25 protein-coding genes and 1 tRNA gene are annotated in these 24,653 nt (G+C 72.4%); 8 read left to right on the forward strand and 18 right to left on the reverse strand.

Annotated features, from left to right (window positions below; all coding sequences use genetic code 11):
- Nucleotides 1-35: 35 nt before the first annotated feature.
- Complete coding sequence (locus QM792_RS02675) at nucleotides 36-935, forward strand: aminotransferase class IV (RefSeq protein ID WP_415147634.1); 900 nt, start codon at nucleotides 36-38, stop codon at nucleotides 933-935.
- Here QM792_RS02675 and QM792_RS02680 read toward each other — a convergent pair.
- Nucleotides 932-1,861: a septal ring lytic transglycosylase RlpA family protein gene (locus tag QM792_RS02680; RefSeq protein ID WP_415147635.1), complete on the reverse strand. Its 930-nt coding sequence runs from the start codon at nucleotides 1,859-1,861 to the stop codon at nucleotides 932-934. The two genes, QM792_RS02675 and QM792_RS02680, sit on opposite strands and share 4 nt — an antisense overlap.
- A gap of 147 nt (nucleotides 1,862-2,008) precedes the next feature.
- On the opposite strand from QM792_RS02680, the gene QM792_RS02685 reads away from it, so the two are divergent.
- From QM792_RS02685 to ahpF, 4 genes are all read left to right on the forward strand, one after another.
- Nucleotides 2,009-2,476: a hypothetical protein gene (locus QM792_RS02685; protein WP_415147636.1), complete on the forward strand. Its 468-nt coding sequence runs from the start codon at nucleotides 2,009-2,011 to the stop codon at nucleotides 2,474-2,476.
- An 80-nt stretch (nucleotides 2,477-2,556) separates the two neighbouring features.
- Nucleotides 2,557-3,456: a DUF2145 domain-containing protein gene (locus QM792_RS02690; RefSeq protein WP_415147637.1), complete on the forward strand. Its 900-nt coding sequence runs from the start codon at nucleotides 2,557-2,559 to the stop codon at nucleotides 3,454-3,456.
- A 155-nt stretch (nucleotides 3,457-3,611) separates the two neighbouring features.
- Entirely contained in the window at nucleotides 3,612-4,175 is a 564-nt protein-coding gene (gene ahpC / locus QM792_RS02695) for an alkyl hydroperoxide reductase subunit C (RefSeq protein ID WP_415147638.1), read from the forward strand.
- Nucleotides 4,176-4,276: 101 nt separating this feature from the next.
- Complete coding sequence (gene ahpF, locus QM792_RS02700) at nucleotides 4,277-5,842, forward strand: alkyl hydroperoxide reductase subunit F (RefSeq protein WP_415147639.1); 1,566 nt, start codon at nucleotides 4,277-4,279, stop codon at nucleotides 5,840-5,842.
- Between the two features lie 32 nt (nucleotides 5,843-5,874).
- Here ahpF and QM792_RS02705 read toward each other — a convergent pair whose 3' ends face one another.
- From QM792_RS02705 to QM792_RS02720, 4 genes are all read right to left on the reverse strand, one after another.
- On the reverse strand, nucleotides 5,875-8,745 hold the full coding sequence (locus tag QM792_RS02705) for a caspase family protein (RefSeq protein WP_415147640.1): 2,871 nt from the start codon (nucleotides 8,743-8,745) through the stop codon (nucleotides 5,875-5,877).
- Between the two features lie 287 nt (nucleotides 8,746-9,032).
- Nucleotides 9,033-10,601, reverse strand: a complete 1,569-nt coding sequence (locus tag QM792_RS02710) for a TIR domain-containing protein (RefSeq protein ID WP_415147641.1) — start codon at nucleotides 10,599-10,601, stop codon at nucleotides 9,033-9,035.
- 100 nt (nucleotides 10,602-10,701) lie between these two features.
- Complete coding sequence (locus QM792_RS02715) at nucleotides 10,702-11,049, reverse strand: hypothetical protein (RefSeq protein WP_415147642.1); 348 nt, start codon at nucleotides 11,047-11,049, stop codon at nucleotides 10,702-10,704.
- Nucleotides 11,050-11,118: 69 nt separating this feature from the next.
- Nucleotides 11,119-11,193: transfer RNA gene (locus QM792_RS02720), tRNA-Arg, on the reverse strand.
- Nucleotides 11,194-11,273: 80 nt separating this feature from the next.
- Between QM792_RS02720 and QM792_RS02725 the strand changes: the two genes are divergently transcribed.
- Nucleotides 11,274-11,807 (forward strand): c-type cytochrome, encoded by a 534-nt coding sequence (locus tag QM792_RS02725; protein ID WP_415147643.1) that lies wholly within the window; start codon nucleotides 11,274-11,276, stop codon nucleotides 11,805-11,807.
- Between the two features lie 43 nt (nucleotides 11,808-11,850).
- Here QM792_RS02725 and QM792_RS02730 read toward each other — a convergent pair whose 3' ends face one another.
- The 9 genes from QM792_RS02730 to radA are packed head-to-tail and all read right to left on the reverse strand — an operon-like array spanning nucleotide 11,851 to nucleotide 19,291.
- Complete coding sequence (locus tag QM792_RS02730) at nucleotides 11,851-12,408, reverse strand: DUF2946 family protein (RefSeq protein WP_415147644.1); 558 nt, start codon at nucleotides 12,406-12,408, stop codon at nucleotides 11,851-11,853.
- A 14-nt stretch (nucleotides 12,409-12,422) separates the two neighbouring features.
- The gene (locus QM792_RS02735; RefSeq protein ID WP_415147645.1) at nucleotides 12,423-13,472 is read right to left on the reverse strand and encodes a YheT family hydrolase; all 1,050 of its coding nucleotides are present in this window, start codon (nucleotides 13,470-13,472) and stop codon (nucleotides 12,423-12,425) included.
- A gap of 1 nt (nucleotide 13,473) precedes the next feature.
- Complete coding sequence (locus tag QM792_RS02740; RefSeq protein ID WP_415147646.1) at nucleotides 13,474-13,917, reverse strand: YybH family protein; 444 nt, start codon at nucleotides 13,915-13,917, stop codon at nucleotides 13,474-13,476.
- 5 nt (nucleotides 13,918-13,922) lie between these two features.
- Entirely contained in the window at nucleotides 13,923-14,807 is an 885-nt protein-coding gene (purU, locus tag QM792_RS02745) for a formyltetrahydrofolate deformylase (protein WP_415147647.1), read from the reverse strand.
- 44 nt (nucleotides 14,808-14,851) lie between these two features.
- Nucleotides 14,852-16,360 carry a PAS domain-containing protein gene (locus tag QM792_RS02750; protein WP_415147648.1) on the reverse strand — a complete coding sequence of 503 codons (1,509 nt, stop codon included), beginning with the start codon at nucleotides 16,358-16,360 and terminating at the stop codon, nucleotides 14,852-14,854.
- A gap of 4 nt (nucleotides 16,361-16,364) precedes the next feature.
- Nucleotides 16,365-16,577 carry a zinc-finger domain-containing protein gene (locus tag QM792_RS02755; protein ID WP_415147649.1) on the reverse strand — a complete coding sequence of 71 codons (213 nt, stop codon included), beginning with the start codon at nucleotides 16,575-16,577 and terminating at the stop codon, nucleotides 16,365-16,367.
- Between the two features lie 2 nt (nucleotides 16,578-16,579).
- Nucleotides 16,580-17,503, reverse strand: coding sequence for a branched-chain amino acid transaminase (locus tag QM792_RS02760; protein ID WP_415147650.1), 924 nt, complete (start codon nucleotides 17,501-17,503; stop codon nucleotides 16,580-16,582).
- Nucleotides 17,504-17,541: 38 nt separating this feature from the next.
- The gene (locus QM792_RS02765; RefSeq protein WP_415147651.1) at nucleotides 17,542-17,919 is read right to left on the reverse strand and encodes a hypothetical protein; all 378 of its coding nucleotides are present in this window, start codon (nucleotides 17,917-17,919) and stop codon (nucleotides 17,542-17,544) included.
- A 10-nt stretch (nucleotides 17,920-17,929) separates the two neighbouring features.
- Complete coding sequence (gene radA / locus QM792_RS02770) at nucleotides 17,930-19,291, reverse strand: DNA repair protein RadA (RefSeq protein WP_415147652.1); 1,362 nt, start codon at nucleotides 19,289-19,291, stop codon at nucleotides 17,930-17,932.
- A gap of 33 nt (nucleotides 19,292-19,324) precedes the next feature.
- Here radA and QM792_RS02775 point away from each other — a divergent pair, with 33 nt between their 5' ends.
- The gene (locus QM792_RS02775; RefSeq protein ID WP_415147653.1) at nucleotides 19,325-19,954 is read left to right on the forward strand and encodes a LysE family transporter; all 630 of its coding nucleotides are present in this window, start codon (nucleotides 19,325-19,327) and stop codon (nucleotides 19,952-19,954) included.
- A 15-nt stretch (nucleotides 19,955-19,969) separates the two neighbouring features.
- Here QM792_RS02775 and arfB read toward each other — a convergent pair whose 3' ends face one another.
- The 3 genes from arfB to alr are packed head-to-tail and all read right to left on the reverse strand — an operon-like array spanning nucleotide 19,970 to nucleotide 22,217.
- Nucleotides 19,970-20,386, reverse strand: a complete 417-nt coding sequence (arfB, locus tag QM792_RS02780; protein ID WP_415147654.1) for an alternative ribosome rescue aminoacyl-tRNA hydrolase ArfB — start codon at nucleotides 20,384-20,386, stop codon at nucleotides 19,970-19,972.
- Nucleotides 20,383-21,114 (reverse strand): hypothetical protein, encoded by a 732-nt coding sequence (locus QM792_RS02785; RefSeq protein ID WP_415147655.1) that lies wholly within the window; start codon nucleotides 21,112-21,114, stop codon nucleotides 20,383-20,385. Before QM792_RS02785 ends, arfB begins: the two co-directional genes overlap by 4 nt.
- Nucleotides 21,111-22,217, reverse strand: coding sequence for an alanine racemase (gene alr / locus QM792_RS02790; protein WP_415147656.1), 1,107 nt, complete (start codon nucleotides 22,215-22,217; stop codon nucleotides 21,111-21,113). Before alr ends, QM792_RS02785 begins: the two co-directional genes overlap by 4 nt.
- A gap of 137 nt (nucleotides 22,218-22,354) precedes the next feature.
- On the opposite strand from alr, the gene lplT reads away from it, so the two are divergent.
- Nucleotides 22,355-23,629: a lysophospholipid transporter LplT gene (lplT, locus tag QM792_RS02795; RefSeq protein ID WP_415147657.1), complete on the forward strand. Its 1,275-nt coding sequence runs from the start codon at nucleotides 22,355-22,357 to the stop codon at nucleotides 23,627-23,629.
- A 30-nt stretch (nucleotides 23,630-23,659) separates the two neighbouring features.
- Here the strand turns inward: lplT and QM792_RS02800 are convergent, their stop codons facing one another.
- Nucleotides 23,660-24,553 carry a hypothetical protein gene (locus QM792_RS02800; RefSeq protein WP_415147658.1) on the reverse strand — a complete coding sequence of 298 codons (894 nt, stop codon included), beginning with the start codon at nucleotides 24,551-24,553 and terminating at the stop codon, nucleotides 23,660-23,662.
- Nucleotides 24,554-24,653: the final 100 nt, after the last annotated feature.

The following is a 24,653-nucleotide window of genomic DNA, read 5'->3' on the forward strand; positions in this document are numbered from 1 at the left end:
ATACTGTGGCGCACCCTCAACCCACGGAGCCCGCGATGCCCGGCTGTGCATTTGTCGACGAGCGCTACGTCGCCCCCGAGGACGCGAAGATCTCGATCTTCGACTGGGGCTTCCTGCACAGCGACGCCACCTACGACGTCGCGCACGTCTGGCAGGGAAAGTTCTTCCGCCTGTCCGACCACGTCGAGCGCTTCTTCGCCAGCATGCGGCGCCTGCGGCTCGACCCGGGCCGCACGCGCGAGCAGGTGCGCGCGGTGATGCACGAATGCGTGCGCCGCAGCGGCCTGCGCGACGCCTACGTCGAGGTGTTGTGCACGCGCGGCCTGCCCGCGCCGGGCTCGCGCGACCCGCGCGGCTGCACCAACCGCTTCATGGCCTTCGCGATCCCGTTCGTGTGGATCGCCGACCCGTCCAAGCAGGCGCGCGGCGTCGACCTGCACGTCAGCGACGTGCAGCGCATCGCGCCGGCCAGCGTCGACCCGCGCATCAAGAACTACCACTGGCTCGACATGGTGGGCGCGCTGTTCCAGGCCTACGAGCACGGCGCCGAGACGGTGGTGCTGGTCGACGGCGCCGGCAACGTCACCGAAGGCCCGGGCTTCAACGTCTTCGCGCTGGTCGACGGCGAGCTGCTGACGCCCGCCGCGGGCGTGCTCGAAGGCATCTCGCGCCGCACCGTGATCGAGCTGGCGCGCGCGCAGGGCATCGCGGTGCGCGAGGCGCTGCTGCCGGTGGCCGCGCTGCGCCGCGCCGACGAGGTGTTCCTCAGCAGCACCGGCGGCGGCGTGATCCCCATCGCGCGGGTCGACGGCGTGGCGGTGGGCGGCCGCGCGGCCGGCGTCTTCGGCCCGGTGACGGCGCGCCTGCAGGCCGCCTACTGGGCGCTGCACGAGGATGCGCGCTACGTCGAGCCGGTGAACTACGACGCCGCCTAACGACGCTCGACGATCACCGGCACCAGTTGCAAGGCCTCGCGCACGCGCTCGGCGCTCTGCCGCGCTTCCTCGCGGGTGGCATACGGCCCGGCCTGCAGGCGCAGCAGCGGCGTGTCGACGAACAGCGCGAGGCGCGGCGCGAGCCAGTCGAGTTCGTCGGCGACGCGGCGCTGGAAGCTCTCGGCGCCATCGCGCTGGCGGAACGCGCCGAGCTGGATCCAGAAGCCGGGCGGCGCGAGTTCGAGCGGGCGCAGCGCGCTCGTGCCCTCCGGTTCGGGCGGCTCGGCGGCGGCTGCGGGCGGCGGCGGTTCGGGCTCGGGCGGCGGCGCGGCGGGAGCCAGCGCCACCGGCGCCGGCTGGGCCGCGCCGCGCCGCCACGCGCCGCTGCGGATCTCGGCGAAGGTGATGCGCTCCAGTTCCACCGGCGCGACGCCGCGCAGCAGGTCGAGCCGCAGCGCGGCGGTGTAGCTGAGGTCGACGATGCGGCCCTTGTGGAAGGGCCCGCGGTCGTTCACCCGCACGATCACCTCGCGGCCGTTGGCCGGGTTGCGGATGCGCGCGTAGCTCGGCAGCGGCAGCGTCGGGTGCGCGGCCGTCATCGCGTACATGTCGTAGACCTCGCCGTTGGCGGTGCGCCGGCCGTGGAACTTGCGGCCGTACCACGAGGCCAGGCCGCGCTCCTTGAAGGCGCGGTCCTGCGTGATCGGCACGTAGCTCTGGCCCAGCACCTCGTAGGGCTTGTTCGGCCCGCCGCTGCGGATCGGCTCGATGCGCGGTTCGGCGTCGGGCACGTTCGCCAGCCCCGCCGGCGGGTTCGCCTCGGGGCCGTCGCGCCCGATGGACTTGGGCCCCGAGCCGCAGCCGGCCAGCACCAGCGCTGCGAGCAGCGCGGCGGGCAGCCAGCGGCGGTGCAAAACGGTGGTCACGGCGCCGCGATGCTAACCAAGGCCGGGGCAGTGGCGGCAGCGGCGGCGTCGCGCGGTGACACACGCGGCAATCGTCCGGAAACAATCGTCCGGGAACATCGCCGCGTTAGCATCGCGTACCTTCCCCGCCAACCGCTGGAGCAGCCCATGGCCTACCCCTTGCACCGTGCCACGCTCGCCGCGTTCGTCGCCGCCGCGCTCGCCGCGCCCGCCTGGGCCGACTCGACCTCGTCGGCGTCGTCGGCGGCCTCGCAGAGCGTGGGCAGCATCTCGGGCTCGATCGAGCATTCCAGCAACAGCTCCTCGGGCGACCGCAACGTCGCCGAGGGCGAGTACCGCATCATCGAGGTGGCCGAGGTCGCCGGCCAGCCGGGCACGCAGCGCCTGACGCTGCAGGCCGTCCAGCCCGCCGGCGCGGCGGGGGCCGACGAGTTCTTCCTCTACGTGCCGCAGCCGGTGGTCGAGCAGGGCAAGCTCGCCCCCGGCGGCCTGGTGATGGCGCGCCACAAGCCCTACGGCCTGGAATTCGCCCATGCGAAGACGCTCAAGGGCTTTTTCATGGCGCTGAAGGACGAGTGGTACCGCGAGCTGCAGACGCGGCCGGTTTCGCTCTGATCAGGCCCCCCAGTCGCTGCGCTCCTGCCCCCGAGGGGCGCCGTCCAGCCGGGGGCGGCCCGGCGCCGGACATCCTCCCCATGCTGGCCCGCGCGGCCGCCGCGCTGGCGTTCGCGATCCTTGCCGCCGGCGCGCAGGCCGGCCAGCTTCGCTACTGCGACGCGCCCACCGAGATGACGCACGCCGAGCGCGACCGCATGCTGCGCTTCGCCGAGGTGGTGCGCGGCGAGCTGGAGGGCTCGGGCCAGCGTGTCGCGCTGCTGTCGCGCGCCGGGCTCGACCTGTCGCGCTTCGGCGAGCGCTACTCGCACGCCGGCCTGGCGCTGCGCTCCAGCGCGATGGCGCCCTGGTCGGTGCGCCAGCTCTACTACGCCTGCGACGAGAAGCGCGCGCGCATCTTCGACCAGGGCCTGTCCGCCTTCATGTTCGGCATGAGCCGGCCCGACGGCGGCTACGTCTCGGCGGTGTTCCTGCCCGACGAGGCCGCCGCGCCGCTGGAGCGCGCCGCGCTCGACGACCGCCGCGCGCTGGCGCTGCTGCGCGGCGAGTACAGCGCCAACGCGTACGCCTGGGCGCTGCGCTACCTGAACTGCAACCAGTGGGTGGCCGAACTGCTCGCGCTGGCCTGGGGCGGGGCACCGGCGGGCGACGATGAAGCGCGCGCCCACGCCCAGGCTTGGCTGCGCGACGCCGGCTACGAGGCGCACGAATTCCAGGTGCCTTTCGCGCCGCTGATGTGGCTGGTCGCGGTGATTCCCTGGCTGCACCACATCGACCATCCGTCCGACGACCTGGCCCGGGGGGTCTACCGCGTCAGCATGCCCTCGGCGATCGAGGCCTTCGTGCGCGCGCGCTGGCCGCAGGCGCGCCGCGTCGAGTTCTGCCAGGCCGGCGCGCGCATCGTCGTGCGGCACGGCTGGACGCCGATCGCCGAAGGCTGCCAGGCCGAGCCCGGCGACCGGGTGGTGACGCTGGATTGAGGCTGGACCGAGCCGAGCGCCGGCCACGGCCGGCGGGTGTCGATAGGCAGCGCCAATCGTGGGGATTTCCGCAATCAAACCACGATATGCTGCGATGCACACAAAATAGCCCCCGTCAGTCCCTTGTACCCACTTCAATCCAAGGAAACCCCAGCATGTCGCTCATCAACACCCAAGTCCAACCGTTCAAGACCAACGCCTTCCACAACGGCAAGTTCATCGAGGTCAGCGATGCCACGCTGAAGGGCAAGTGGTCCGTGCTGATCTTCATGCCGGCCGCCTTCACCTTCAACTGCCCGACCGAAGTCGAGGACGCCGCCGACAACTACGACACCTTCAAGTCGCTGGGCGCCGAGGTCTACATCGTCACCACCGACACGCACTTCTCGCACAAGGTGTGGCACGAAACCAGCCCGGCCGTCGGCAAGGCCAAGTTCCCGCTGGTCGGCGACCCGACGCACCAGCTCACGCGCGCCTTCGGCGTGCACATCGAGGAAGAAGGCCTGGCGCTGCGCGGCACCTTCATCATCAACCCGGAAGGCGTGATCAAGACCGTCGAGGTGCACGACAACAGCATCGCGCGCGACGTCAAGGAAACGCTGCGCAAGCTGACGGCCGCCCAGTACGTCGCCAAGAACCCCGGCCAGGTGTGCCCGGCCAAGTGGCAGCAGGGCGCGAAGACGCTGACGCCGTCGCTGGACCTCGTCGGGAAAATCTAATCCCCCCGGAGCGCTCACGCGCTCCCCCCCAGGGGCGCCGCCAGCGGCCCGGCAAAGCCGGTTCCGCGGCGGCCGCTTGATCACGTTGGAGCATTGCCACCATGTTGGATGACGGCCTGAAGTCTCAACTCGCCTCGTACCTGGAACGCGTTCGCGAGCCGGTGCAGTTGATCGCTTCGCTCGACGAGCGCGAGGCCTCGGCCGAGATGCGCGAGCTGATCGAGGAGATCGCGGCGCTGAGTCCGCTGGTGGAGGCGCGCTTCGACGGCAACGACGCGCGCAAGCCGTCGTTCCAGATCACCCGCGCCGGCGCCGACATGGGCATGCGCTTCGCGGCCATTCCGATGGGCCACGAGTTCACCTCGCTGGTGCTGGCGCTGCTGCAGGCCGGCGGCCACCCGCCCAAGCTCGAGGCGGAGGTGATCGAGCAGATCCAGTCCCTCGAAGGCGATTTCGCCTTCGAGACCTACATGTCGCTGACCTGTCACAACTGCCCGGACGTGGTGCAGGCGCTCAACCTGATGGCCGTGCTCAACCCGAAGATCCGCCACGTGGCGATCGACGGCGGGCTGTTCGAGGCCGAGGTCAACGACCGCAAGATCATGGCGGTGCCTACGGTCTTCCTGAACGGCCAGCCCTTCGGTTCGGGCCGCATGGAGATAGTCGAGATCCTCGCCAAGATAGACACCGGCGCCGCGGCGCGCGACGCCGCCAGGCTGGCGAAGAAGGACGTATTCGACGTGCTGATCGTCGGCGGCGGCCCGGCGGGCGCGGCGGCGGCGGTGTACGCGGCGCGCAAGGGCATCAAGACCGGCATCGTCGCCGAACGCTTCGGCGGCCAGACGCTGGACACGCTGGGCATCGAGAACTTCATCTCGGTGCTGGAAACGCAGGGCCCGAAGTTCGCCGCCGCGCTGGAGGCGCACGCGCGCCACTACGACGTCGACATCATGAACGGCCAGCGCGTCGAGAAGCTCGAGCCGGCGCCGCAAGGCGGCGGCGCGGCGACCGTCACGCTGTCCAACGGCGCGCAGCTCGAGGGCCGCACGGTGATCCTCGCGACCGGCGCGCGCTGGCGCAACGTCAACGTGCCCGGCGAAGCCGAGTACCGCAACAAGGGCGTGGCCTACTGCCCGCACTGCGACGGCCCGCTGTTCAAGGGCAAGAAGGTCGCGGTGATCGGCGGCGGCAACTCCGGCGTCGAGGCGGCGATCGACCTGGCCGGCGTGGTCGAGCACGTCACGCTGGTCGAGTTCGCCGACCAGCTCAAGGCCGACGCGGTGCTGGTCGACAAGCTCAGGAGCCTGCCCAACGTGGCCATCCACGTCAACGCGCAGACCACCGAGATCACCGGCGACGGCCAGAAGGTCGTCGGCCTGCGCTTCAAGGACCGCGCCACGGGCGCCGAGCACACGGTGGACCTGGCCGGCGTGTTCGTGCAGATCGGCCTGGTGCCGAACACCGAGTGGCTCAAGGGCACGCTGGAGCTGTCGCGCTACGGCGAGATCGTCGTCGACGCCAGGGGCGCCACCAGCGTGCCGGGCGTGTTCGCCGCCGGCGACGCGACGACGGTGCCCTACAAGCAGATCATCATCGCCGCGGGCGATGGCGCGAAAGCGGCGCTGTCGGCCTTCGACCACCTGATCCGGCACGGCGCGAAGGGCTGAGCGCGCCGGGCCCGAGCGGGCCCGAAGCCGCGTCAGCGCATCGGCTTGGCGATCACGAACGGGTCGCCGGGCGTGTTCAGCGTCGGCATCTGGCGGAACCTGAACACCCGCTCGGTGATGTCGCTGACGTGCTTGCGCGCGTGGATGCCGATGTCGCTGACCTCCACCATGCCGTTGGCGTCGTAGTCGGCCCGCTCCAGCGCGTCCAGCACCACCCACGAGAACACGCCGTGGCTGTTGTAGCCCTCCAGCGCGACGTTGTCGCCGCTGCTCGCGGCGATCACCGAGCGCTGGCTCAGGCGTGACAGCGCCGACACCGCGCCGGACTCCTCGGCCACGGCGGCGGCCAGCGCGGCCGCGCTGCCGGCGCGGCAGGTGTCGAGCAGCAGCAGCGACTTCGCCGGCAGCAGGCTCATCCAGTTGCGAAGCTGGGCCTGGCCGAGCGCACGCGCGCGCACCGTCGCGTCGTCCACCGCGTCCAGGTCCACCGGCAGGAAGTAGTACTGCTCGGCGACCGTCGTGCCGTGGCCGGCCATGAACAGCACGAAGGTGTCCTCCGGGCGCGCCTTGGCCGCCATCTCGGCGAGGGTGGCGCCGATGCGTTCCACGGTGGCCTCGTCGTCGACCAGCGTGCGCGTCACCACGCGGCCGTCGAACGCGGCGCCGCCGTTGCGGGCCAGCCGGCCCGCCACCGCGCGGGCGTCGTCGGCCGCGAAGCGCAGCTTCGGCCTGACGTGGCGGTAGTTCGCCACGCCCACCGCCAGCACGTGCAGCGTGCCGGCGCCGGGGCTCTGCGCGCGCTTGACCGTCACCTCGGCGCTGACGGTGCGCGAGGCCACGCCGCGCGCGTCGACCAGCTCGACGCTCAGCTTGCGCTCGCCGTCGGGCAGGTCCACCGGCATGCGCACCACGCTGCCGGCGGTCAGCACCGGAGCGTTCCAGCGCCCCTGCAGTTCGGCGCCGTTGTCCACCCGCAGCACCAGACGGCCTTCGCCCTGGCCGGCGCGCAGCACGCGTACCGCCAGCTCGTAGCGGCCGTCGCTGCGGGCGCTGGCGGGCGACTCCAGCACCAGCTCGGGTGCGCTGTCGGCCGCCAGCAACTGCCGCACGTCGCCGCGGCGCCGCACCAGGTCGCGCAGCAGGCGGTCGCCGTCGGCGTCGAGCCGGCGCGCGATCAGGCCGGGCTGGTAGAAGGTCTCCCAGAGCCGGCGCGCGTCGACGAACTCGCCTTCGCGGTCGCCGCCGCGGTTCAGGTGGTAGCCGATCTCGCTTTCGGCGCCGGGCGAGGCGTCGAAGTAGCCCTCGGGCGTCCAGGCCACCCAGCGCGTGGCGTCGGCGTGCACGAACAGCGCGAGCACCTCGCGCCCGTCCTGCAGGCGATGCCAGCGGATCGTGCCGTCGCCGTAGGCGGCGACGACGAAGCGGCCATCGCCGCTGACGTTCACGGCCCATGCCACGCCGGGCACCGGCTGGCGCCAGCGCGCCTTGGACGGCCCGTCGAACAGGCGCAGGTTCCATTGCGAGCCGAGCACGAAGCGCCGGCCGTCGGGCGCCAGCGCCAGGCTGCGCGAGGCCTCGTGGCGGTCCAGCGTGAGCGGCCGCCCGTCGAGCTGCGGCTGCAGCCCGTCGCGCCAGCCGGTGACCTGCCGGCCCGGCGCCGCGGTGCGCGCGGTGGGCAGCGGCGCGACGTCGTCGGCCTGCAGGGTGCGCGAGGGCAGGTCGAACGACAGCATCGCCGCGCCCGGGCCGCGCGTGGCGAAGCGCACGCGCCGGCCGTCGTCGGAGACTTGCAGCGCTTCGGCCTGGCCGCGCCAGTCCGCGCCCGGCGGATCGTGCTGGTGCAGCACACGCGCCGACGCATCGAGCACGCCCCAGCGCGGGTCGGCGGCGGCGAACAGCCAGCCGCCGCCGGCGCCGGCCGGCACGCCGGCCAGGTCGGCGATGTCGTCGCGGCCGGCCACGCCGTCGTGCGGGCGCGCCCAGTCGTCCGCCGCCCAGCGCCGCAGCATGTGGCCTTCGCGGGTCGACCATGTTCCGCCGGCGAGCAGGCTGGCGCCGTCGGCGGACCAGGCCACGCGGCTCAGGTTGCCGTTGTCGACGCCGGCGCTGGACGGGCGCGCCACTTCCTGCAACGTGGCGGCATCGAGCACCTGCACCACCGCGCTGTCGTCGAACCCCACCGCGATGCGCCGGCCGTCGGGCGAGAAGCGTGCGTCGTGCGGGCGCGCGCCGCCCGCCAGCCGCGCCGACGCCAGCGGCGCGAGCGCGCCGCGCGCGTCCAGCGCATGCACGCGCAGCAGCCCGTCGTAGCTGGCGCTGAGCAGGCGCGTGGAGTCGGCGCTGAAGTGCAGCCCGCGCACGTTGTCGGCCACGCCGGCAATTCGCGCACGCTCGCCGCCCTGCGCGGCGTCGAACAGGCGCACGCCGCCCTTGCCCTGCAGCCCGGCCGCCAGCCAGCGGCCGTCGGGCGACCAGGCCAGCCGCAGCACCGGATCGGGCAGCGAAGGGATGCGGCGCAGCAGCCGTGTGCTGGCGCGGTCGAAGAGATAGATCGTGTGCCCGCCGTCGGAGCCGAGCAGGGTGCGCCCGGCCACCGCCACCACCTCGGCGTCGGGCGACATCGCCACGGCGAACAGCTTGCCCTCGTTGTCGTCGTCCTGCGGCGGGCGCAGCACGCCGGCCAGCCGCCCGGTGGCCACGTCCCACACGCGCGCGCTGCGGTCCATCGAGGCGGTCACCGCCCAGCGGCCGGCGCGGTCGGTGGCGATGGCCGTGATCGCCGCGGTGTGCATGCCGGTTTCCAGCCGCGCCAGCGGCTCGGCGTTCGGCGCGGCCGGATGGGCGGGGCTGACCAGCGCCAGCCATGCCGCGGCGAACAAGGTCCCGGCGCGACGCAAGCCCATGGCCCGTGACTCCTGCATGCTAGGGCCTGTTCACCCTACGGATGCCAGTGCGAACGAGCCTGGCAGGGCGCAGGGCAAGGCGCGCGACGACGCCAAGCCTGGACGGCTTGGCTAGGAGCGCAACGCCGCCGTGCGCCCTGCCAGGCCCGTTCCCTGCGGGTTGCCCCGACAAAGCCCGCGCGCGGCGTTGCAAACCTTGCCCAGGCGTCCAGCCTGGGCTGCGCTTTGCGCCTTGCTCGCGGGCTTTGTCGGGGCAACGCATCTGGCATCCGTAGGGTGAACAGGCCCTAGAGCCGGTACTGGCGCATGAACTGCGCCAGCCGCTCGCGGCCAGTGTCGTTCATTCCCGCGCCCGCCGCACGCTGCAGCGAGGCGGCCAGCGTGGCAGCGATGCGTGTGGCCTCGGCGCCGCAATCGTCCCAGCCGGGGGCCTCGGCCGGGACGGGGCGGCCGGCCAGCGCCAGGCCGGCCCGTTCCATCCAGCGCGCGAAGCAGCGCTTCTCGAAGGGCTGCCTGAGCACGACGACATCGCCCGGCGCCGTCGCGAACGACCACGGCAGCGCATTGCTGCCGCTCTGCGGGCGGCCCGTGTCCGCCACGGCGGCGGCGGCGGCGCGCAACTGGTCGCTGGCGCGCTCGAACTCGGAGCGGGTCCACAGCAGTTCCGCCAGTTCGATGCGCGACAGGATGGAGCCCTGCTCGATGCTGCGCTCGTAGTCGTGGATCGCGCCATTGAAGTCGCCGCTGCGTGCCCGCGCATAGGCGCGCGCGTTCAGGTAGTGCGCCGGCGCGATCGGGTTGATGGCCGGATCGAGCGCCCTGTCCAGCGGCTGCAGCGCATCGGCAAAGCGCCCGTCGCGCATCAGCAGGTTGGCGAGCGCGAAATGCACCTCCGGGTAGCGCTGGCCGGTGAGCGTGAGCGCGCGCTGCAGGTCCGCCACCGCCTGCGCGTAGCGCGACGGCTGGGCCTCGTGCAGCGCCACCTGGGCGGACATGAACAGCAGGTCGGGGTCGTCCGGGGCCAGCGCCTTCAGCTCGTCGACCCGGGCCCCCCAGCGTGCGAGCTGAGGCCCGTCCAGCCCGGGCAGCTCGGCGACCAGGCCGGCCTTGGTGAGCGCGAAGCAGGCGCCGCGCTTGACCCACGAACGGCAGACGGGGCCCAGCACGGACACCGCGTCCGCCGCGCGGCCGCTGCGCAGCGCCTGCAGCGCGACCGACACCTCATGGTCGGCCCGCACCGCGGCGCGCCAGGCCCAGGCGGCCGAGCCGGCCAGCACTGCGGCGCAGGCCAGCGCGCTGGCCCACACGCGCGGCTGCTGCCACCACGGTGGATCGCTCGGGGGCCCGTCGCCCCTGGACTCGTTGTGGTCGAAGATCAGCTTCTGCAGGCATTCGCGCAGGCCCTTGACCACGTCAGTGAAGTAGTGGTCCGGCGTCGGCCAGTCGGGCATCGGGCGCCCGCCGGTCGGCAGGGCCTGCAGGTGGGCGAAGCGGCTTTTCTGCCAGTCGCAGGGGCGCAGGATGATGGGGATCACGATGGCCCGGTCCTTGGGGTCGGCGTTCCGCTCGAGTGCGCGCACCAGCTCCTTGCCGTAGCAGTACTTCGAGTTGATGAAGTCGGCCGACACCAGCAGCAGCACCAGGTCGGCCCGGTTCAGCCGCGCGTCGATCTCGTCGGCCCAGGCATCGCCGGCCAGGATCTCGCGGTCGTCCCAGGCCTGGATCAGCCCCTCGCGTTCGAGCGCGGCCAGGTGCACGCGCAGCTTGGCGCGCAACTCCTCGTCGGCATGCGCGTAGGAGATGAAGGCCAGCACACCGCGCGCAGGCGGCGCGGCAACGGAAGCAGGCGGCGGCAAGGCGGTCTCCGGTCGGAGGCGGAGCGCCGATTGTGTCCGGTCGGCGCCGTGCTGCACTTCGGGCGACCCTCGATGTGCCCCGGCCCGTTCGCGGCGGCGCCTAGGGAACGCGCGGCCCGACGAGTGGATAGCGCCAGGCCCGCCCGGCCATGGCCTTGGCCAGCGCGAACATCCCCATCATGACCAGGGCGCCGTGGATGCAGACGAAATAGGTCAGCACGACGACCCAGGTCCAGTGCCATTCCCATCCGCCCAATGCCACGATGGCGGCGGAAAAGCAGGCGATCAGCACGCCGGCCGCCACGCTGGCGGCGGTTGCCTGGCCCAGGTGATTGCGCGCCAGCGGCGGTGCGCTGCGGCGATGCTTCAGCCACAGCCACACGAGCATGGCAAAGGCCAGCCCGGGGGCCACCAGCAGGTTGACCAGGTACAGCGACTCGGCCAGCACGGCGAGCCCCTGGCCCGGGACCTTCGTCGGGGAAGACGGCTGCGAATCTGTATGGTGCATTGCGCCACGTGGCGCGACCGGCAGGAATCGAACCTGCGACGTAGCCTTCGGAGGGCTGCATGATATCCACTTCACCACGGTCGCACGCGAGGCGCGCATTCTAGCCGCGAGCTGCCTCCTATAATTCGAAGGTTTTTGCCCGACAGCCCGACTCCGAGGATTCCATGAGCGACTCGCACGACCACGCCGGCCCGCACGAAGGTCCGATCAAGACGCCCAAGCAGTTGATCCTGGCGGTGGTGTTCTCCTTCCTGGTGCCGATCGCGGTGATCGCGCTGCTGACCAAGTACGTCGGCAGCGAAAGCCACGGCGCCGCCGGCAGCGACGGCCTGGGCGCCGAAGCGGTGGCGCGGCGCATCCAGCCGATCGGCGGCATCCAGATCAAGGACGCTTCCGACGCCAGCGCGCTCAAGACCGGCGAGCAGGTGTTCAACGTGCAGTGCACCGCCTGCCACACCTCGGGCGCCGCCGGCGCGCCCAAGATCGGCGACAACGCCGCCTGGGCGTCGCGCATCGGCACCGGCTTCGACACGCTGCTGCACTCGGCCCTGAAGGGCAAGGGCGCGATGGCCGCGCAAGGCGGCGGCGATTTCAGCGACTTCGAGATCGCCCGCGCGGTGGTCTACATGGCCAACAAGGGCGGCGCGAACTTCGCCGAGCCGAAGGCGCCGGCCGCCGCCGCGTCGGCCGCGAACTGAGCGGAGCTACTTTCGAGACGAGCCGGCCTGCGGGCCGGCTTTTTCATGCCGGGTTCACACCTTCCGCGCGCGCCCGGTCCGGGCTGAGCACGTAGCCGTAGCGCCGCGGCAGTTCGTCGAAGGCCGTCTCCCGCGGCGTCCACTGCCCGCGCTCGACGGCATCGGCGGCCAGGTTCATGTCGAGCGTGTGCACCAGCCCCAGGCCCAGCGGCGTGGCGAGGAACAGCCGGCCGTGTTCGTCGAGCCAGGCCTCGGCGACGGCGCCGCCGGGCTGGCCGGTGTGGCTCGCCAGCGCCGGCGCCTCGCCGTCGCGCGGCTCCAGCCGCCACACCAGGGGCGCCGCCTCCAGCTCGACGTAGACGCGCTGCGGCCCGTTCTGGAAGAACCACGCGCCGTGCTCGTCGGCGCCGTAGTTGCGGTGGATGAACTCGCGCAGCTTGTCGTGCAGGATGCGGCTGCCCTTGACCTGCGGGAACGGCCCGGCGCGCTGCACGCGGTCGTCGCGCATGAACCATTCGCCGCGCGCGTCCAGCGCCAGCCAGCCCCAGCAGTGCGGCACGTTGGGCCACTTCTTCAATGCCGCCTTGACGATCTCGTCCATGTGCCGATGCTGCGTCAAAGCCGCCGCGCGATCCAGCCCATCACCGCGTCGGGCAGGGTCATCACGTGGCCGGGCCAGCGCCCGGCCGGGAAGCCGACGTGCCCGCCGTGCGCCGGCTGCCACAGCGTCACCGCCGCGCCGACCTCGTGCGCCGCCGGCAGGCTGGCGCCGGGCACGAAGGGGTCGTTGCGCGCGTTGAGCACCAGCGCCGGGATGCGGATGCGGTGCAGGTGCGGCTTGGCCGAGCCGCGCGCCCAGTAGTCGTCGGCGCCCTCGAAGCCGTGCAGCGGCGCGGTGAAGACGTCGTCGAACGCGTAGAGGTCGTGCGCGGCCAGCAGCTTCTCGCGGCTGAACAGGCCGGGGTGCTGCGCCAGCTTGGCCAGCGCCTTGGGCTTCATCGTGCGCAGGAACATGCGCGTGTAGACGAGGCGGTTGAAGCCGCGCCCGATGGCGTGGCCGCCGGCGGCCAGGTCGATCGGCGAGCTGATCGCGGCGACGGCCTTCGCGGTGGCCGCGGCGCCGTCGCCGGCCTCCTCGGCCCAGCGCAGCAGCGCGTTGCCGCCCAGCGAGACGCCCACCGCGGCCAGCGGCCCGGCGTGGCGCAAGCGGGCCTGCGCGAGCATCCAGCCGATCTCCTCGTAGTCGCCCGAGTGGTAGGCGCGCGGCGCGAGGTTCAGCTCGCCCGAGCAGCCGCGGAAGTACGGCATCACGAAGCGCCAGCCGTGGCGCCGCGCCCAGTCGGCGAAGGCCTGCACGTAGTGGCTGCGCGACGAACCTTCGAGGCCGTGGAAGAGCACCAGCAACGGCCGAATGTCGGCCCCCGGCCCGGCGGGTACGCCGGGCGCGCCCCCCGAGGAGGCCTCGCCGGGCTTGGGGCGGCCCGGCACCCGGCTCGCTGCCGTTTCATCCAGCCAGTCGGCATCGACGAAGTCGCCGTCCGGCGTGGTCCAGCGCTCGCGCCGGAAGCTCAGCGGCGCGCCGTGATGGCGCCGCCCGAACAGCGCCGGCCAGATCGTCTGCGCGTTGCCGCCGGGCAGCCAGCGCGGCGAACGGTACTGTTCCAACTCAGTGGATCGTCGCCGGCGCGTCGACGATGTCGTGCACCTCGCGCGCCGTGCCCGGGCTGGCGTGGTGCGCCACCATCGCCCAGCCGGCGCCGGACCTCAGGTAGACGTTGGTCGCCACCACCCAGGCCGTCTGCGCGCCGGCGGCGGTGCCGATCTCGATGCGCTCGAGCACGCTGTGCACCGCGCAGCCCGGACCCTGCAGGCGGCGCACCTTCTCGGGCCGCGCGGTGATCGCGCCGTTGGCGAACATGGCCTCGAAGGCCGCGCGTATCGCCGCCGGCCCGACGATGCGCGGCCCGCCCGGGTGCACGCACACCACGTCCTCGTCGTGCGACCACAGCGCCATCAGCGCCTCGATGTCGGCGTGCTGCAGCGCCTCGTAGAACTGCTGCTCGATCTCGTCGGGGGTGGCCGGCAGCGGCGGCGGCTTGATGCTGGGCATCGGCGTCAGCGGAACACGACCGTCTTGCGGCCGTTGAGCAGCACGCGGTGCTCGACGTGCCAGCGCACCGCGCGCGCCAGCACCACGCATTCGACGTCGCGGCCGACGGCGGTGAAGTCCTCGGGGCTGAGCGTGTGGTCCACGCGCGCGACGTCCTGCTCGATGATCGGCCCCTCGTCCAGCTCGGCGGTGACGTAGTGCGCCGTCGCGCCGATCAGCTTCACGCCGCGCTCGTGCGCCTGGTAGTAGGGCTTGGCGCCCTTGAAGCTGGGCAGGAAGCTGTGGTGGATGTTGATCGCGCGGCCCTCGAGGAACGCGCAGAACTCGCCGCTGAGGATCTGCATGTAGCGCGCCAGCACGACGAGGTCGACCTGCTCGCGCTCGACCAGCGCCTCCACCTGGCGCTCCTGCGCGCGCTTGGCCTCGGCCGGCGCGCCGGTGGGCAGCGCGAGGTGGTGGAAGGGGATGCCGTAGCTCGCGGCGAGGTCGGCGTAGTCGGGGTGGTTGGAGACGATCGCCGGGATCTCGACGTCGAGCTGCCCCGATCGCCAGCGGAACAGCAGGTCGTTCAGGCAGTGGCCGTGCTTGCTGACCATCAGCAGCACGCGCGGCTTGCGCGCCAGCGCGTGCAGCGCGGTGCGCATGCCGAACTGCTCGCGCAGGTGGGTGAACAGCGGCCCCAGCGTCGCCACGTCGGCCAGGTGCGGCGGCGCCTCGAAGTGCAGGCGCAGGAAGAACAGCCCGGTGGCGTCGCTGGCGAGCACGTCGCCGAACTGCTGCGAGTCGATGATGTTGCAGCCGGCCTGGAACAGCAGGCCCGAGACCGCGTGCACGATGCCCTTGGCGTCGGGGCAGGACAGGGTGAGGACGAACTCGTGGCGGCTGGGCATGGGCACTCCGGCGGGAGCGCCGCATTGTACGGAGCGCGCCGCCCTCAGCCCGGCGCCGCGCTGCGCAGCGTGACGCTGAACACCGAGCCGGCGCCCGGCGTGCTGCTGGCCGTGATCCGGCCGCCCATCAGCTCGACCAGCGCCTGCGTCACCGCCAGGCCGATGCCGGTGCCTTCGATCGTGCCGTGCGCCTGCGCGCCGCGCTGGAAGGGCTGGAAGATGCGCGGCAGGTCGTCGGCGGTGATGCCCACGCCGGTGTCGCGCACCTGCAGCAGCACGTTGTCGCCCTCGGTGCGCGCGCCGATCTCGACGCGCCCGCCGCGGCGGTTGTACTTGATCGCGTTGTCGATCAGGTTCAGCAGCACCTGGCGCAGCCGCGTCGCGTCGGCCTGCACCGTCGCGTCGATCGCGCCGAGCTGCAGCGTGACGCCGGCCGCGTCGGCCTGCGGCCGCGCCAGCTCGACGCTGTCGGCCAGCAGCGGCGCGAGCGGCAGGGCCGCCAGCGACACGGCGAGCCGGCCCGACTCGATGCGCGTCAGGTCGAGCAGCTCGCCGATCATCGCCAGCAGGTGCGTGCCGGCCTCGCGGATCAGGCCGACGCGGCGGCGCTGCATGGCCGTCAGCGGCTCCTGCGTGTCGATCTCGAGCAACTGCGAGAAGCCGAGCACCGCGTTCAGCGGCGTGCGCAGCTCGTGGCTCATGCGCGAGAGGAACTCGGTCTTGGCGCGGTTCGAGGCCTGCGCCGCCGCGGCGTCGGCGCGCGCGCGCTCCAGCTCGCGCTTGTCGGTGATGTCTTCCAGGTAGCCGTGCCACAGCACGGAGCCGTCGGCCTCGCGCTGCGGCGTCGCCACCACGCTCATCCAGCGCTGCTCGCCGTCGCGCAGGTGCAGGCGGAACTCGTTGCGCCACTGGCGCATCGCGCGCAGCGCGCGCCCGACGCTGGCGAACACGCGCTCGCGGTCCTCGCGCTCGATCAGGCGCAGCGCGACGCGCACGTCGGCCAGCAGCGCGGCCGGCATCAGGCCGAGCAGGTCGATGCAGCGGTCGCTGATGAACAGGAAGTGGCCGTTGCCGTCGGCGTGCATGCGGTACTGGTAGACGATGCCGGGCACGTTGCGCACCACGCGGCGCATGCGCTCGGCCAGCACCAGCGCCTCGCCCTGCGCCGCGCGGCGCTGCGAGATGTCGCTGAGCGTGCCCACCATGCGCAGCGGCGTGCCGTCGGCGGCGCGCTCGACGATGCGGCCGCGCTCTGCCACCCAGCGCCAGCTTCCGTCGCGCGCCAGCGCGCGGTACTCGTGTTCGTAGAAGGCGGTCTCGCCGTGCGCGTGGCGCCGGTAGGCCTCCTCGTTGGCGGCGAGGTCCTCGGGGTGGATGAAGCGGTTCCAGGTCGCCTGCGTGGGCACCAGCCCGTCGGGCGCCAGGCCCAGCACGGCCAGGCTCGCGCTGAAGTTGGTGAGCCGGTCGGTGGCGACGTCCCACTCCCATACCGACGTGCCGGCGCCGAGCAGCGCGTCGTGCGTCAGCGCCTCGGCGCGCGGGTCTGCCGTCATGGGCTCAGTGGGAGTGCAGCTTCTCTCCAGCCTTCAGCCGGTACACGGTGCCGCAGTACGGGCACTTGCCCTCGCCCTCGGTGGCCACGTCGATGAAGACGCGCGGGTGGTTGCTCCACAGCGGCATCCTGGGGTTCGGGCAGAACACCACGCCGTCGCCGTGCACGTCTTTCGCGGTCACCTCGACCGCCGCTTGCGCTGGGTTGCTGCTGCTCATGCTCAGACCTTGCTCAGCCACTCGGCGTACTTGGGGTTGCGTCCGTTGACGATGTCGAAGAACGCGCTCTGGATCTTCTCGGTGACGGGGCCGCGCGAGCCGCGGCCGATCTCGATGCGGTCCAGCTCGCGGATCGGCGTGACCTCGGCGGCGGTGCCGGTGAAGAAGGCCTCGTCGGCGATGTAGACCTCGTCGCGCGTGATGCGCTTTTCCACCAGCTTGATGCCCAGGTCCTGGCAGATCGCGAACACGGTGTTGCGCGTGATGCCGTTGAGCGCGCCGGCCGACAGGTCGGGCGTGTAGATCGTGCCGTTCTTGACGACGAACAGGTTCTCGCCCGCGCCCTCGGAGACGAAGCCGGCGGCGTCGAGCAGCAGCGCCTCGTCGTAGCCGTCGTCGGTGGCCTCGGTGTTGGCGAGGATGGAGTTGGTGTAGTTGCTCACCGTCTTGGCCTGCGTCATCGTGATGTTGACGTGGTGGCGCGTGTAGCTGCTGGTCTTGACGCGGATGCCGCGCTTCATACCCTCTTCGCCCAGGTAGGCGCCCCAGGCCCAGGCGGCGATCATCAGGTGGATGGTGTTGCCCTTGGGGCTGACGCCCAGCTTCTCCGAGCCGATCCAGGTCAGCGGGCGGATGTAGCAGCTCTCCAGCTCGTTGGCGCGCACCACCTCGCGCTGCGCGTCCATCACCTGCTCGAGGCTGAAGGGGATCTTCATGCGCAGGATCTTGGCGCTGTTGAACAGCCGCTCGGTGTGCTCGCGCAGGCGGAAGATCGCCGTGCCGCCGGCCGTGTTGTAGGCGCGCACGCCCTCGAAGGCGCCGCAGCCGTAGTGCAGCGTGTGGCTCAGCACGTGGATCTTGGCGTCGCGCCACTCCACGAGCCGGCCGTCCATCCAGATCTTCCCGTCGCGATCGGCCATCGACATGGCGGCTCTCCTGTGTGTGTTCGTGCGAACCGGCGATTTTACGGGGCCGGGCGGTCCAGTTCGAAGCGCGCCAGCTTGCCGCGCGTGAAGTGCAACCGCACGCCGCTGCCGCCTTCGTCGGCCCAGGCCCAGTCGTCCTCGCCCTCGCCCAGCCTGCGGCCCAGGCTGCCGGTCAGCGCGATCACCTGCAGCATCGTCAGGCCGGGCCGCAGCCTGGCGTGCAGCATCACCGCGCTGTCCACGTGGCCCACCGGGCGCTGCGCGGCGTTGCGCATCGCGCGCATCGTGCGGTTGAACTGCAGCAGCAGCCAGAAGGCCACCGCGCTGACGGCGAACAGCACGCCCTGCCAGCCGTACTGCTGCCAGGCCAGCGCGACGAAGAGGGCGGCCAGCGCCCAGCCGAGGATCGGGTTCATGGGAGGAAAGTCACAGCTTGCGCACGAGTTCGATGGCTTGTTCGACGCGCTCGACGGCGTGGATGGTCAGGCCCTCGATGCCCTTCTTCGGCACGTTGGCCTGCGGCACCACGGCCACCGAGAAGCCGAGCTTGGCGGCTTCCTTCAGCCGCTCCTGGCCGCGCGGCGCGGGGCGCACCTCGCCGGCCAAGCCGACCTCGCCGAAGGCGAAGAAGCCGCGCGGCAGCGGCCGGGCGCGCAGCGAGCCCTGGATCGCCAGCATCACCGCCAGGTCGGCCGCCGGCTCGCTGATGCGCACGCCGCCGACCGCGTTGACGAACACGTCCTGGTCGAAGGTGGCGATGCCGGCATGGCGGTGCAGCACCGCCAGCAGCATCGCCAGGCGGTCGCGCTCCAGGCCCACCGACAGGCGCCGCGGGCTGGGGCCGCCGCCGTCCACCAGCGCCTGCACCTCCACCAGCAGCGGCCGCGTGCCTTCCAGCGTCACCAGCACGCAGGCGCCGGGCACCGGCTCGGCGTGCGTCGACAGGAAGATCGCGCTCGGGTTGGCCACGCCCTTCAGGCCGCGCTCGGTCATCGCGAACACGCCGATCTCGTTGACCGCGCCGAAGCGGTTCTTGATCGCGCGCACCAGGCGGAAGCTCGAATGTGTGTCGCCCTCGAAGTACAGCACCGTGTCGACGATGTGTTCGAGCACGCGCGGGCCGGCGAGCTGGCCGTCCTTGGTGACGTGGCCGACCAGGATCACCGTGGTGCCGCCGGCCTTGGCGGTGCGCGTCAGGTGCGCGGCGCATTCGCGCACCTGCGCCACCGAGCCGGGCGCCGAGCTGAGCTGCTCGGAATAGAGCGTCTGGATCGAGTCGATCACGCACACCGCGGGCTGCTCGGATTCGAGCGTCGCGAGGATGCGTTCGAGCTGGATCTCGGCCAGCACGCGCACCTGCGAGGCCTCCAGCCCGAGCCGGCGCGAGCGCAGCGCCACCTGCGCGCCGCTTTCCTCGCCGGTGACGTACAGCGTCCTGGCCTGGCGCGACAGCGCGTCCAGCGCCTGCAGCAGCAGCGTGCTCTTGCCGATGCCGGGGTCGCCGCCGATCAGCACCACGCCGCCCTCGACGATGCCGCCGCCGAGCACGCGGTCGAGTTCGGCGATGCCGGTGGGCGTGCGCGCCACGTCGCTGGCCTCGATCTCCCCCAGCGTGGCCACCGGCTGGCTCTTCGCCAGCGACTGGAAGCGGTTCCTGCCCGCGCCGCCCGGCTCGGCCACCGTCTCGACCAGCGTGTTCCACGCGCCGCAGCCGGGGCACTTGCCCAGCCACTTCGGGCTGCTCGCGCCACATTCGTTGCAGGTGTAGATCGACTTGTCCTTGGCCATGCGGCATTCTCGCCGCGCGGCGACAATCGGCGCATGCAACTCTCGACCTGGCTCGCTTTCTTCGCCGCCGCCTGGGCCATCAGCCTCTCGCCGGGCGCCGGCGCGGTCGCCGCGATGAGCGCCGGCCTCAGCCACGGCTTCCGGCGCGGCTACGCGCTGACCTTCGGCCTGGTGGCCGGCATCTGGACGCAGGTGCTGGTGGTCGGCATCGGCCTGGGCGCGCTGATCGCCACCTCCAGCCTCGCCTTCACGATCGTCAAGTGGGGCGGCGTGGCCTACCTGGTGTGGCTGGGCATCAGGCAGTGGCGCGCGCCGGCCGTGCCGCTGGCCGCCGAGGACGACGAGGCGGCGCTGGTCTCGCGCCGCGACCTGTTCGTGCGCGGCTGGATCGTCAACGCGCTGAACCCCAAGGGCACGGTGTTCCTGCTCGCGGTGGTGCCGCAGTTCCTCGACCTGTCGCAGCCGATGCTGCGCCAGTACGCGGTGATCGCGCTGACGCTGGCCTGCACCGACCTGGTGGTGATGGCCGGCTACACCGCGCTGGCGGCGCGCGTGCTGGGCGCGCTGAAGGCGCCGTCGCACATCCGCGCGATGAACCGCGGCTTCGGCGCGCTGTTTGTCGCCGCCGGCACGCTGCTGGCCTTCTTCAAGCGCGCCGCCTGAGGGCGCGCCGCCGCCTCAGCCGTCCGAGGCGCCGACCTTGGCGCGGCCGGCCTTGACGCCGCCGCGCAGCGCCTTGCCTTCGAGCCGGCGCTGCTGCGAGGCGCGTGTCGGCCGGGTCGGCCGGCGCGTGCGCGGGATGCGCGCGGCGCTCTCGACCAGCGCGCGCAGCCGCGCCAGCGCCTCGGCGCGGTTCTTCTCCAGGCTGCGGTGCGTCTGCGCCTTGATGACCACCACGCCCTCGTCGCTGATGCGCTGGTCGCGCAGCGCGCGCAGGCGCGCCTTCAGCTCGTCGGGCAGCGACGAGGCGCCGATGTCGAAGCGCAGGTGCACGGCGTTCGACACCTTGTTGACGTTCTGGCCGCCCGCGCCCCGCGCGCGGATGGCGCTGAATTCCACCTCGGCCGGCTCCAGCGTGAAGGCGATGCGTGTCATGCGCCGCCGCGCAGCAGCCTGAGCGCCTGCGGCAGCGAGCCGGCCTGCGGCAGCCAGTGGTCGATCAGCATGCCGAGCAGCGCGGCGACGGCGATCAGCGCCAGCATCGAGCGCCAGGTGCGCCCGGTGGCGTGCAGCAGCCAGCCCTCGCGGCGCGCCCGGAACGCGAGCGCGCCGCCGGCCGCGGCGAACGCGATCTCCACCGCCACGCCGAGCAGCACCTCGACGCCGAACAGGCCGAACACCGCGACGCTCAGGCCGGTGGCGATCAGCACCGCGATGCCCACCACCACCGCCAGCGGCACCACGACGACCGCGCCCTCGTCGGCCGCGCCGGCCAGGTTCAGCGCGCCTTCGGCGAGATCGCCCATCTCCAGCCCGCTGTCGCCGCACTCGACGCCGCCGCCACCGCCGCGCGACGAGAACGCGGCATCGGCGGCGTCGAGCGGCCAGTCGCCGTCGGCCGCGTCGCGCGACAGCAGCCAGCGGCACCACAGCCACAGCAGCGCGAGGAACACCAGGTAGCCGCCGGCCAGCGCGAGCGGCCAGCGCAGCGCCAGCGCGGTGACGCCGGCGCGCATCAGCGCCGCCGAGAACGCCCAGCAGGCGAGGAAACACAGCGTGCCCAGCAGCAGGGCATGCACGCGCAGCCAGCGGCGGCGCCGCAGGTCGGCGCGCACGCGGCGCTCGAAGCCCGCCGGGTCGATGCCGCCGCGCGCGGCGCTCACGCCACGCCGACCGGCACGCGCGGCGCCAGCGCACACAGCAGTTCGTAGCCCAGCGTGCCGGCCGAGCGCGCCACCTCGTCGACCGGCAGCACGGCGCCGTTGGCCGCGCGGCCCCACAGCGTCACCTCGGCGCCGAGGCCGGCCTGCGGCACCGGCGTCAGGTCGACCGTCAGCATGTCCATCGAGACGCGGCCGACGGTGCGCGTGCGCACGCCGTCGACCAGCACCGGCGTGCCGGTGGGCGCCACGCGCGGGTAGCCGTCTGCATAACCGCAGGCCACCACGCCGATGCGCAGCGGCGCCTCGACCGTGAAGTGGCCGCCGTAGCCGACGCGCTCGCCGGGCTGGAGCTGCTGGATGGCGATCAGCCGCGCCGCCAGCGTCATCGCCGGCTGCAGATCCCAGGCCGGCGCGTCGTGCGCCGGGTGGTCGGGCGAGGAGCCGTAGACCATGATGCCGGGGCGCACCCAGTCGGCGGCGACCTCGGCGCCCGCGCCGTCGGCGCCGGCGAAGCGCAGCGTCGCCGCGCTGTTGGACAGCGAGCGCTCGCCGGGCAGGTCGCGCGTGGCGGCCTCGAAGACTTCGAGCTGCGCGGCCACGCCGGCGGCGCCGTCGGCGTCGGCGAAGTGCGTCATCAGCGTGATCTCGTCGACCTGCGTCAGCCCCGACAGGCGCTGCCACGCCGCGCGGTAGTGCTGCGGGCGGAAGCCGAGCCGGTTCATGCCGCTGTTCATCTTCAGGAAGACGCGCTGCGGCGCGTGGGTCTTGTGGGCGGCCAGCATGTCGATCTGCGCGTCGTGGTGCACCACGTGCCAGAGATCGAGGCGCGAGCAAAGTTCCAGGTCGCGCGGCTCGAAGCAGCCTTCGAGCAGCAGGATGGGGCCGCGCCAGCCGAGCGCGCGCACGCGCTGCGCCTCGGCCAGGTCGAGCAGCGCAAAACCGTCCGCGCCCGCCAGCCCGGCATAGGCGCGCTCTATGCCGTGGCCGTAGGCGTCGGCCTTGACCACCGCCCAGACGCGCGCATGCGGCGCGGCGCGCCGCGCGCGGCGCAGGTTGTGGGCCAGGGCGTCGGTGTGGATGGTCGCGGCGATCGGGCGGGGCATGGTGCGGATCATTCTGCCAGCCGCTTCACGCCCGGCGCTTCGTCCGGCCGTGAGGGCTCGTAACCGCATGCTATAAACCGGCGCCGCCGACTCCTTCCGCGCGCCTTCGGGGCTTCGCGCGAGCGACACGCCAGCGAATGAAAAAAGGCTTTTACACCATCATGTCGGCGCAGTTCTTCAGCTCGCTGGCCGACAACGCATTGCTGGTGGCGGCCGTGGAGTTGCTGCGGATATCCAAGGCGCCGTCGTGGCAGGTGCCGGCCCTGGCGCCGATGTTCGCGCTGTTCTACGTGGTGCTCGCGCCCTTCGTCGGCGCCTTCGCCGACGCCGTGCCCAAGGGCAAGGTGATGTTCGTCTCGAACGCGATCAAGGTGGTGGGCTGCCTGCTGATGCTGTTCGGCGGCCACCCGCTGCTGGCCTACGCGGTGGTGGGGCTGGGCGCGGCGGCCTACTCGCCGGCCAAGTACGGCATCCTCACCGAACTGCTGCCGCCCTCGCAGCTCGTCAAGGGCAACGGCTGGATCGAGGGGCTCACGGTGGCCTCGGTCATCCTCGGCATCCTGGCCGGCGGCCTGCTGCTCGGCTCGCGCGTCTCAGGCCCGCTGCTGTCGTTCGACATCCCGCTGATCGACACCGGCATCGACACCGCGCCCGAGGCGGCGATCGCGGTGATCGTGTTCTTCTACGCCGTCGCCGCGCTGTTCAACCTGAAGATCCCGCGCACCGACGCGCCGCTGCAGCCGGCCAGCGGGCTGATCACGCTGGTGCGCGACTTCTCGAACTGCAACTCGCGCCTGTGGGGCGACAAGCTCGGCCAGATCTCGCTGGCCACGACCACGCTGCTGTGGGGCATCTTCGGCAACCTGCGCGTGATCGTGTTCGCCTGGGCCGCCGCGGCGCTGGGCTACGGCACGGCGCAGGCCTCCAACCTGGCCGGCGTGGTGGTGGTCGGCTCGATCGCCGGCGCGATGATCGCCTCGGTGACCATGAAGCTGGACCGCGCCACCTCGGTGATCCCGCTGGCGACCTTCGTCGGCTTCCTGATGATCGGGCTGGTGTTCATCAATACGCTGTGGACCGCGGTGCCCTTCCTCATCGTGATGGGCGCGATCTGCGGCTTCCTGATCGTGCCGATGAACGCGCTGCTGCAGCACCGCGGCCACAACCTGATGGGCGCCGGCCGCTCGATCGCGGTGCAGAACTTCAACGAGCAGGCCTGCATCCTCGGCCTGGGCGCCTTCTACGCCGGCATGACGCGCTTCGGCCTGTCGGCCTTCGGCGCGATCACGCTGTTCGGCCTGGTGGTCGCCGGCACGATGGAGCTGATCCGGCGCTGGCACCGCAACAACGGCATCCGGCACAAGGAAGAGCTGGAGCACCTGCTGGCGATCGCCCGCACCGACAAGCATTGACCATCGGTCGATGCCTGCGGCGAAGCGCGCTCAGCCGCGCTGCGCGACGATCACCCGCTCGATCGCCGTGGCCCAGGGCACGGCCAGCTTGGTGCAGCCGGCGCGGTTCAGGTGGATCTCGTTGATCCAGTCGCCGCTTTCGCCGCTGCTGCCCACGGCGGCCGGGGTGAGCGCGATCTTCGTCGTGTCGAAGAAGTGCACATTCGGGTAGCGCGTCGCGTCGGCGGCGCACTCGGCCAGCAGCGCGGCCAGGCGGCCGATCAGCACGGCGGCGACGGCGCCGTAGTCGGCCTCGGGGATGCCGCAGGCCTGGATGGACGGCAGCAGCCATGGCCCGATGCCCAGCCCGGCCGGCGCCGGCCGCGGCGTCGGCACCGCGTAGCCGTGCAGGAAGATCGGCGCGCCGTGCGAGACACCCGCGCCGCGCAGCGCGACGATGGCGTCTAGGTTGGCCTTGAAGTAGCCGCGGAAGGTCTGCCAGCCGGCGTCGCTGAGGTAGCGCGCCGCGCCCTCGCCGGCCGGCCCCCACTCGGCCGGCGCGCGCAGCAGGCGCAGGTTCAGCGGCACGCCGGCCGGTTGCACGCCGAGCGCGTCGATCAGGTCGTTGCCGCCGCAGGACAGCAGGATGCCGTCCCAGGCGCGCTGGCGCCGGCCGGCCAGCAGGTCGGCGAACACCGGGTCGCGGCGCAGCTCGGTCATGCGCTTGAGCGTGTCGCCCGGCGTGGCGCAGTTGATCGCCACGGCGGTCTGTTCGAAGCGCATCGCGAACAGCAGGTTGGCGTTCTTCAGCGGATTGAGCGCGCCTATGGTGAACCACGAGTCGCCCTCGGCGAGCAGGCGCAGGCCATGGCCGCCGAGGTTGGGGGCGAGGTCGGGCGTGTCCAGGTCCGACGGGGCGTGGACCTTCAGCGGGTTGATCGTCATTGAGCTGTCCTCCTGGGCAGCGCACGGTAGCGCCGCGGCCGCGCGGGGGCAATCCGTCAAGCGTGGGAGCCGCTTCATGCCCAGCGGGGAGAATCGGCCG

The organism is Piscinibacter sp. (assembly GCF_047600445.1).
Lineage (GTDB): Bacteria > Pseudomonadota > Gammaproteobacteria > Burkholderiales > Burkholderiaceae_C > Piscinibacter.

Excerpts from the sequence above, each read along its gene's own strand:
- lplT (WP_415147657.1), top strand. The coding sequence starts at position 22,355 with ATGAAAAAAGGCTTTTACACCATCATGTCGGCGCAGTTCTTCAGCTCG.
- purU (WP_415147647.1), bottom strand. The coding sequence starts at position 14,807 with ATGCCCAGCCGCCACGAGTTCGTCCTCACCCTGTCCTGCCCCGACGCC.
- QM792_RS02760 (WP_415147650.1), bottom strand. The coding sequence starts at position 17,503 with ATGTCGATGGCCGATCGCGACGGGAAGATCTGGATGGACGGCCGGCTC.
- alr (WP_415147656.1), bottom strand. The coding sequence starts at position 22,217 with ATGCCCCGCCCGATCGCCGCGACCATCCACACCGACGCCCTGGCCCAC.
- arfB (WP_415147654.1), bottom strand. The coding sequence starts at position 20,386 with ATGACACGCATCGCCTTCACGCTGGAGCCGGCCGAGGTGGAATTCAGC.
- QM792_RS02765 (WP_415147651.1), bottom strand. The coding sequence starts at position 17,919 with ATGAACCCGATCCTCGGCTGGGCGCTGGCCGCCCTCTTCGTCGCGCTG.
- ahpF (WP_415147639.1), top strand. The coding sequence starts at position 4,277 with ATGTTGGATGACGGCCTGAAGTCTCAACTCGCCTCGTACCTGGAACGC.
- QM792_RS02800 (WP_415147658.1), bottom strand. The coding sequence starts at position 24,553 with ATGACGATCAACCCGCTGAAGGTCCACGCCCCGTCGGACCTGGACACG.
- QM792_RS02725 (WP_415147643.1), top strand. The coding sequence starts at position 11,274 with ATGAGCGACTCGCACGACCACGCCGGCCCGCACGAAGGTCCGATCAAG.
- QM792_RS02705 (WP_415147640.1), bottom strand. The coding sequence starts at position 8,745 with ATGGGCTTGCGTCGCGCCGGGACCTTGTTCGCCGCGGCATGGCTGGCG.
- radA (WP_415147652.1), bottom strand. The coding sequence starts at position 19,291 with ATGGCCAAGGACAAGTCGATCTACACCTGCAACGAATGTGGCGCGAGC.
- ahpC (WP_415147638.1), top strand. The coding sequence starts at position 3,612 with ATGTCGCTCATCAACACCCAAGTCCAACCGTTCAAGACCAACGCCTTC.
- QM792_RS02775 (WP_415147653.1), top strand. The coding sequence starts at position 19,325 with ATGCAACTCTCGACCTGGCTCGCTTTCTTCGCCGCCGCCTGGGCCATC.
- QM792_RS02730 (WP_415147644.1), bottom strand. The coding sequence starts at position 12,408 with ATGGACGAGATCGTCAAGGCGGCATTGAAGAAGTGGCCCAACGTGCCG.
- QM792_RS02755 (WP_415147649.1), bottom strand. The coding sequence starts at position 16,577 with ATGAGCAGCAGCAACCCAGCGCAAGCGGCGGTCGAGGTGACCGCGAAA.
- QM792_RS02675 (WP_415147634.1), top strand. The coding sequence starts at position 36 with ATGCCCGGCTGTGCATTTGTCGACGAGCGCTACGTCGCCCCCGAGGAC.
- QM792_RS02740 (WP_415147646.1), bottom strand. The coding sequence starts at position 13,917 with ATGCCCAGCATCAAGCCGCCGCCGCTGCCGGCCACCCCCGACGAGATC.
- QM792_RS02685 (WP_415147636.1), top strand. The coding sequence starts at position 2,009 with ATGGCCTACCCCTTGCACCGTGCCACGCTCGCCGCGTTCGTCGCCGCC.
- QM792_RS02690 (WP_415147637.1), top strand. The coding sequence starts at position 2,557 with ATGCTGGCCCGCGCGGCCGCCGCGCTGGCGTTCGCGATCCTTGCCGCC.
- QM792_RS02750 (WP_415147648.1), bottom strand. The coding sequence starts at position 16,360 with ATGACGGCAGACCCGCGCGCCGAGGCGCTGACGCACGACGCGCTGCTC.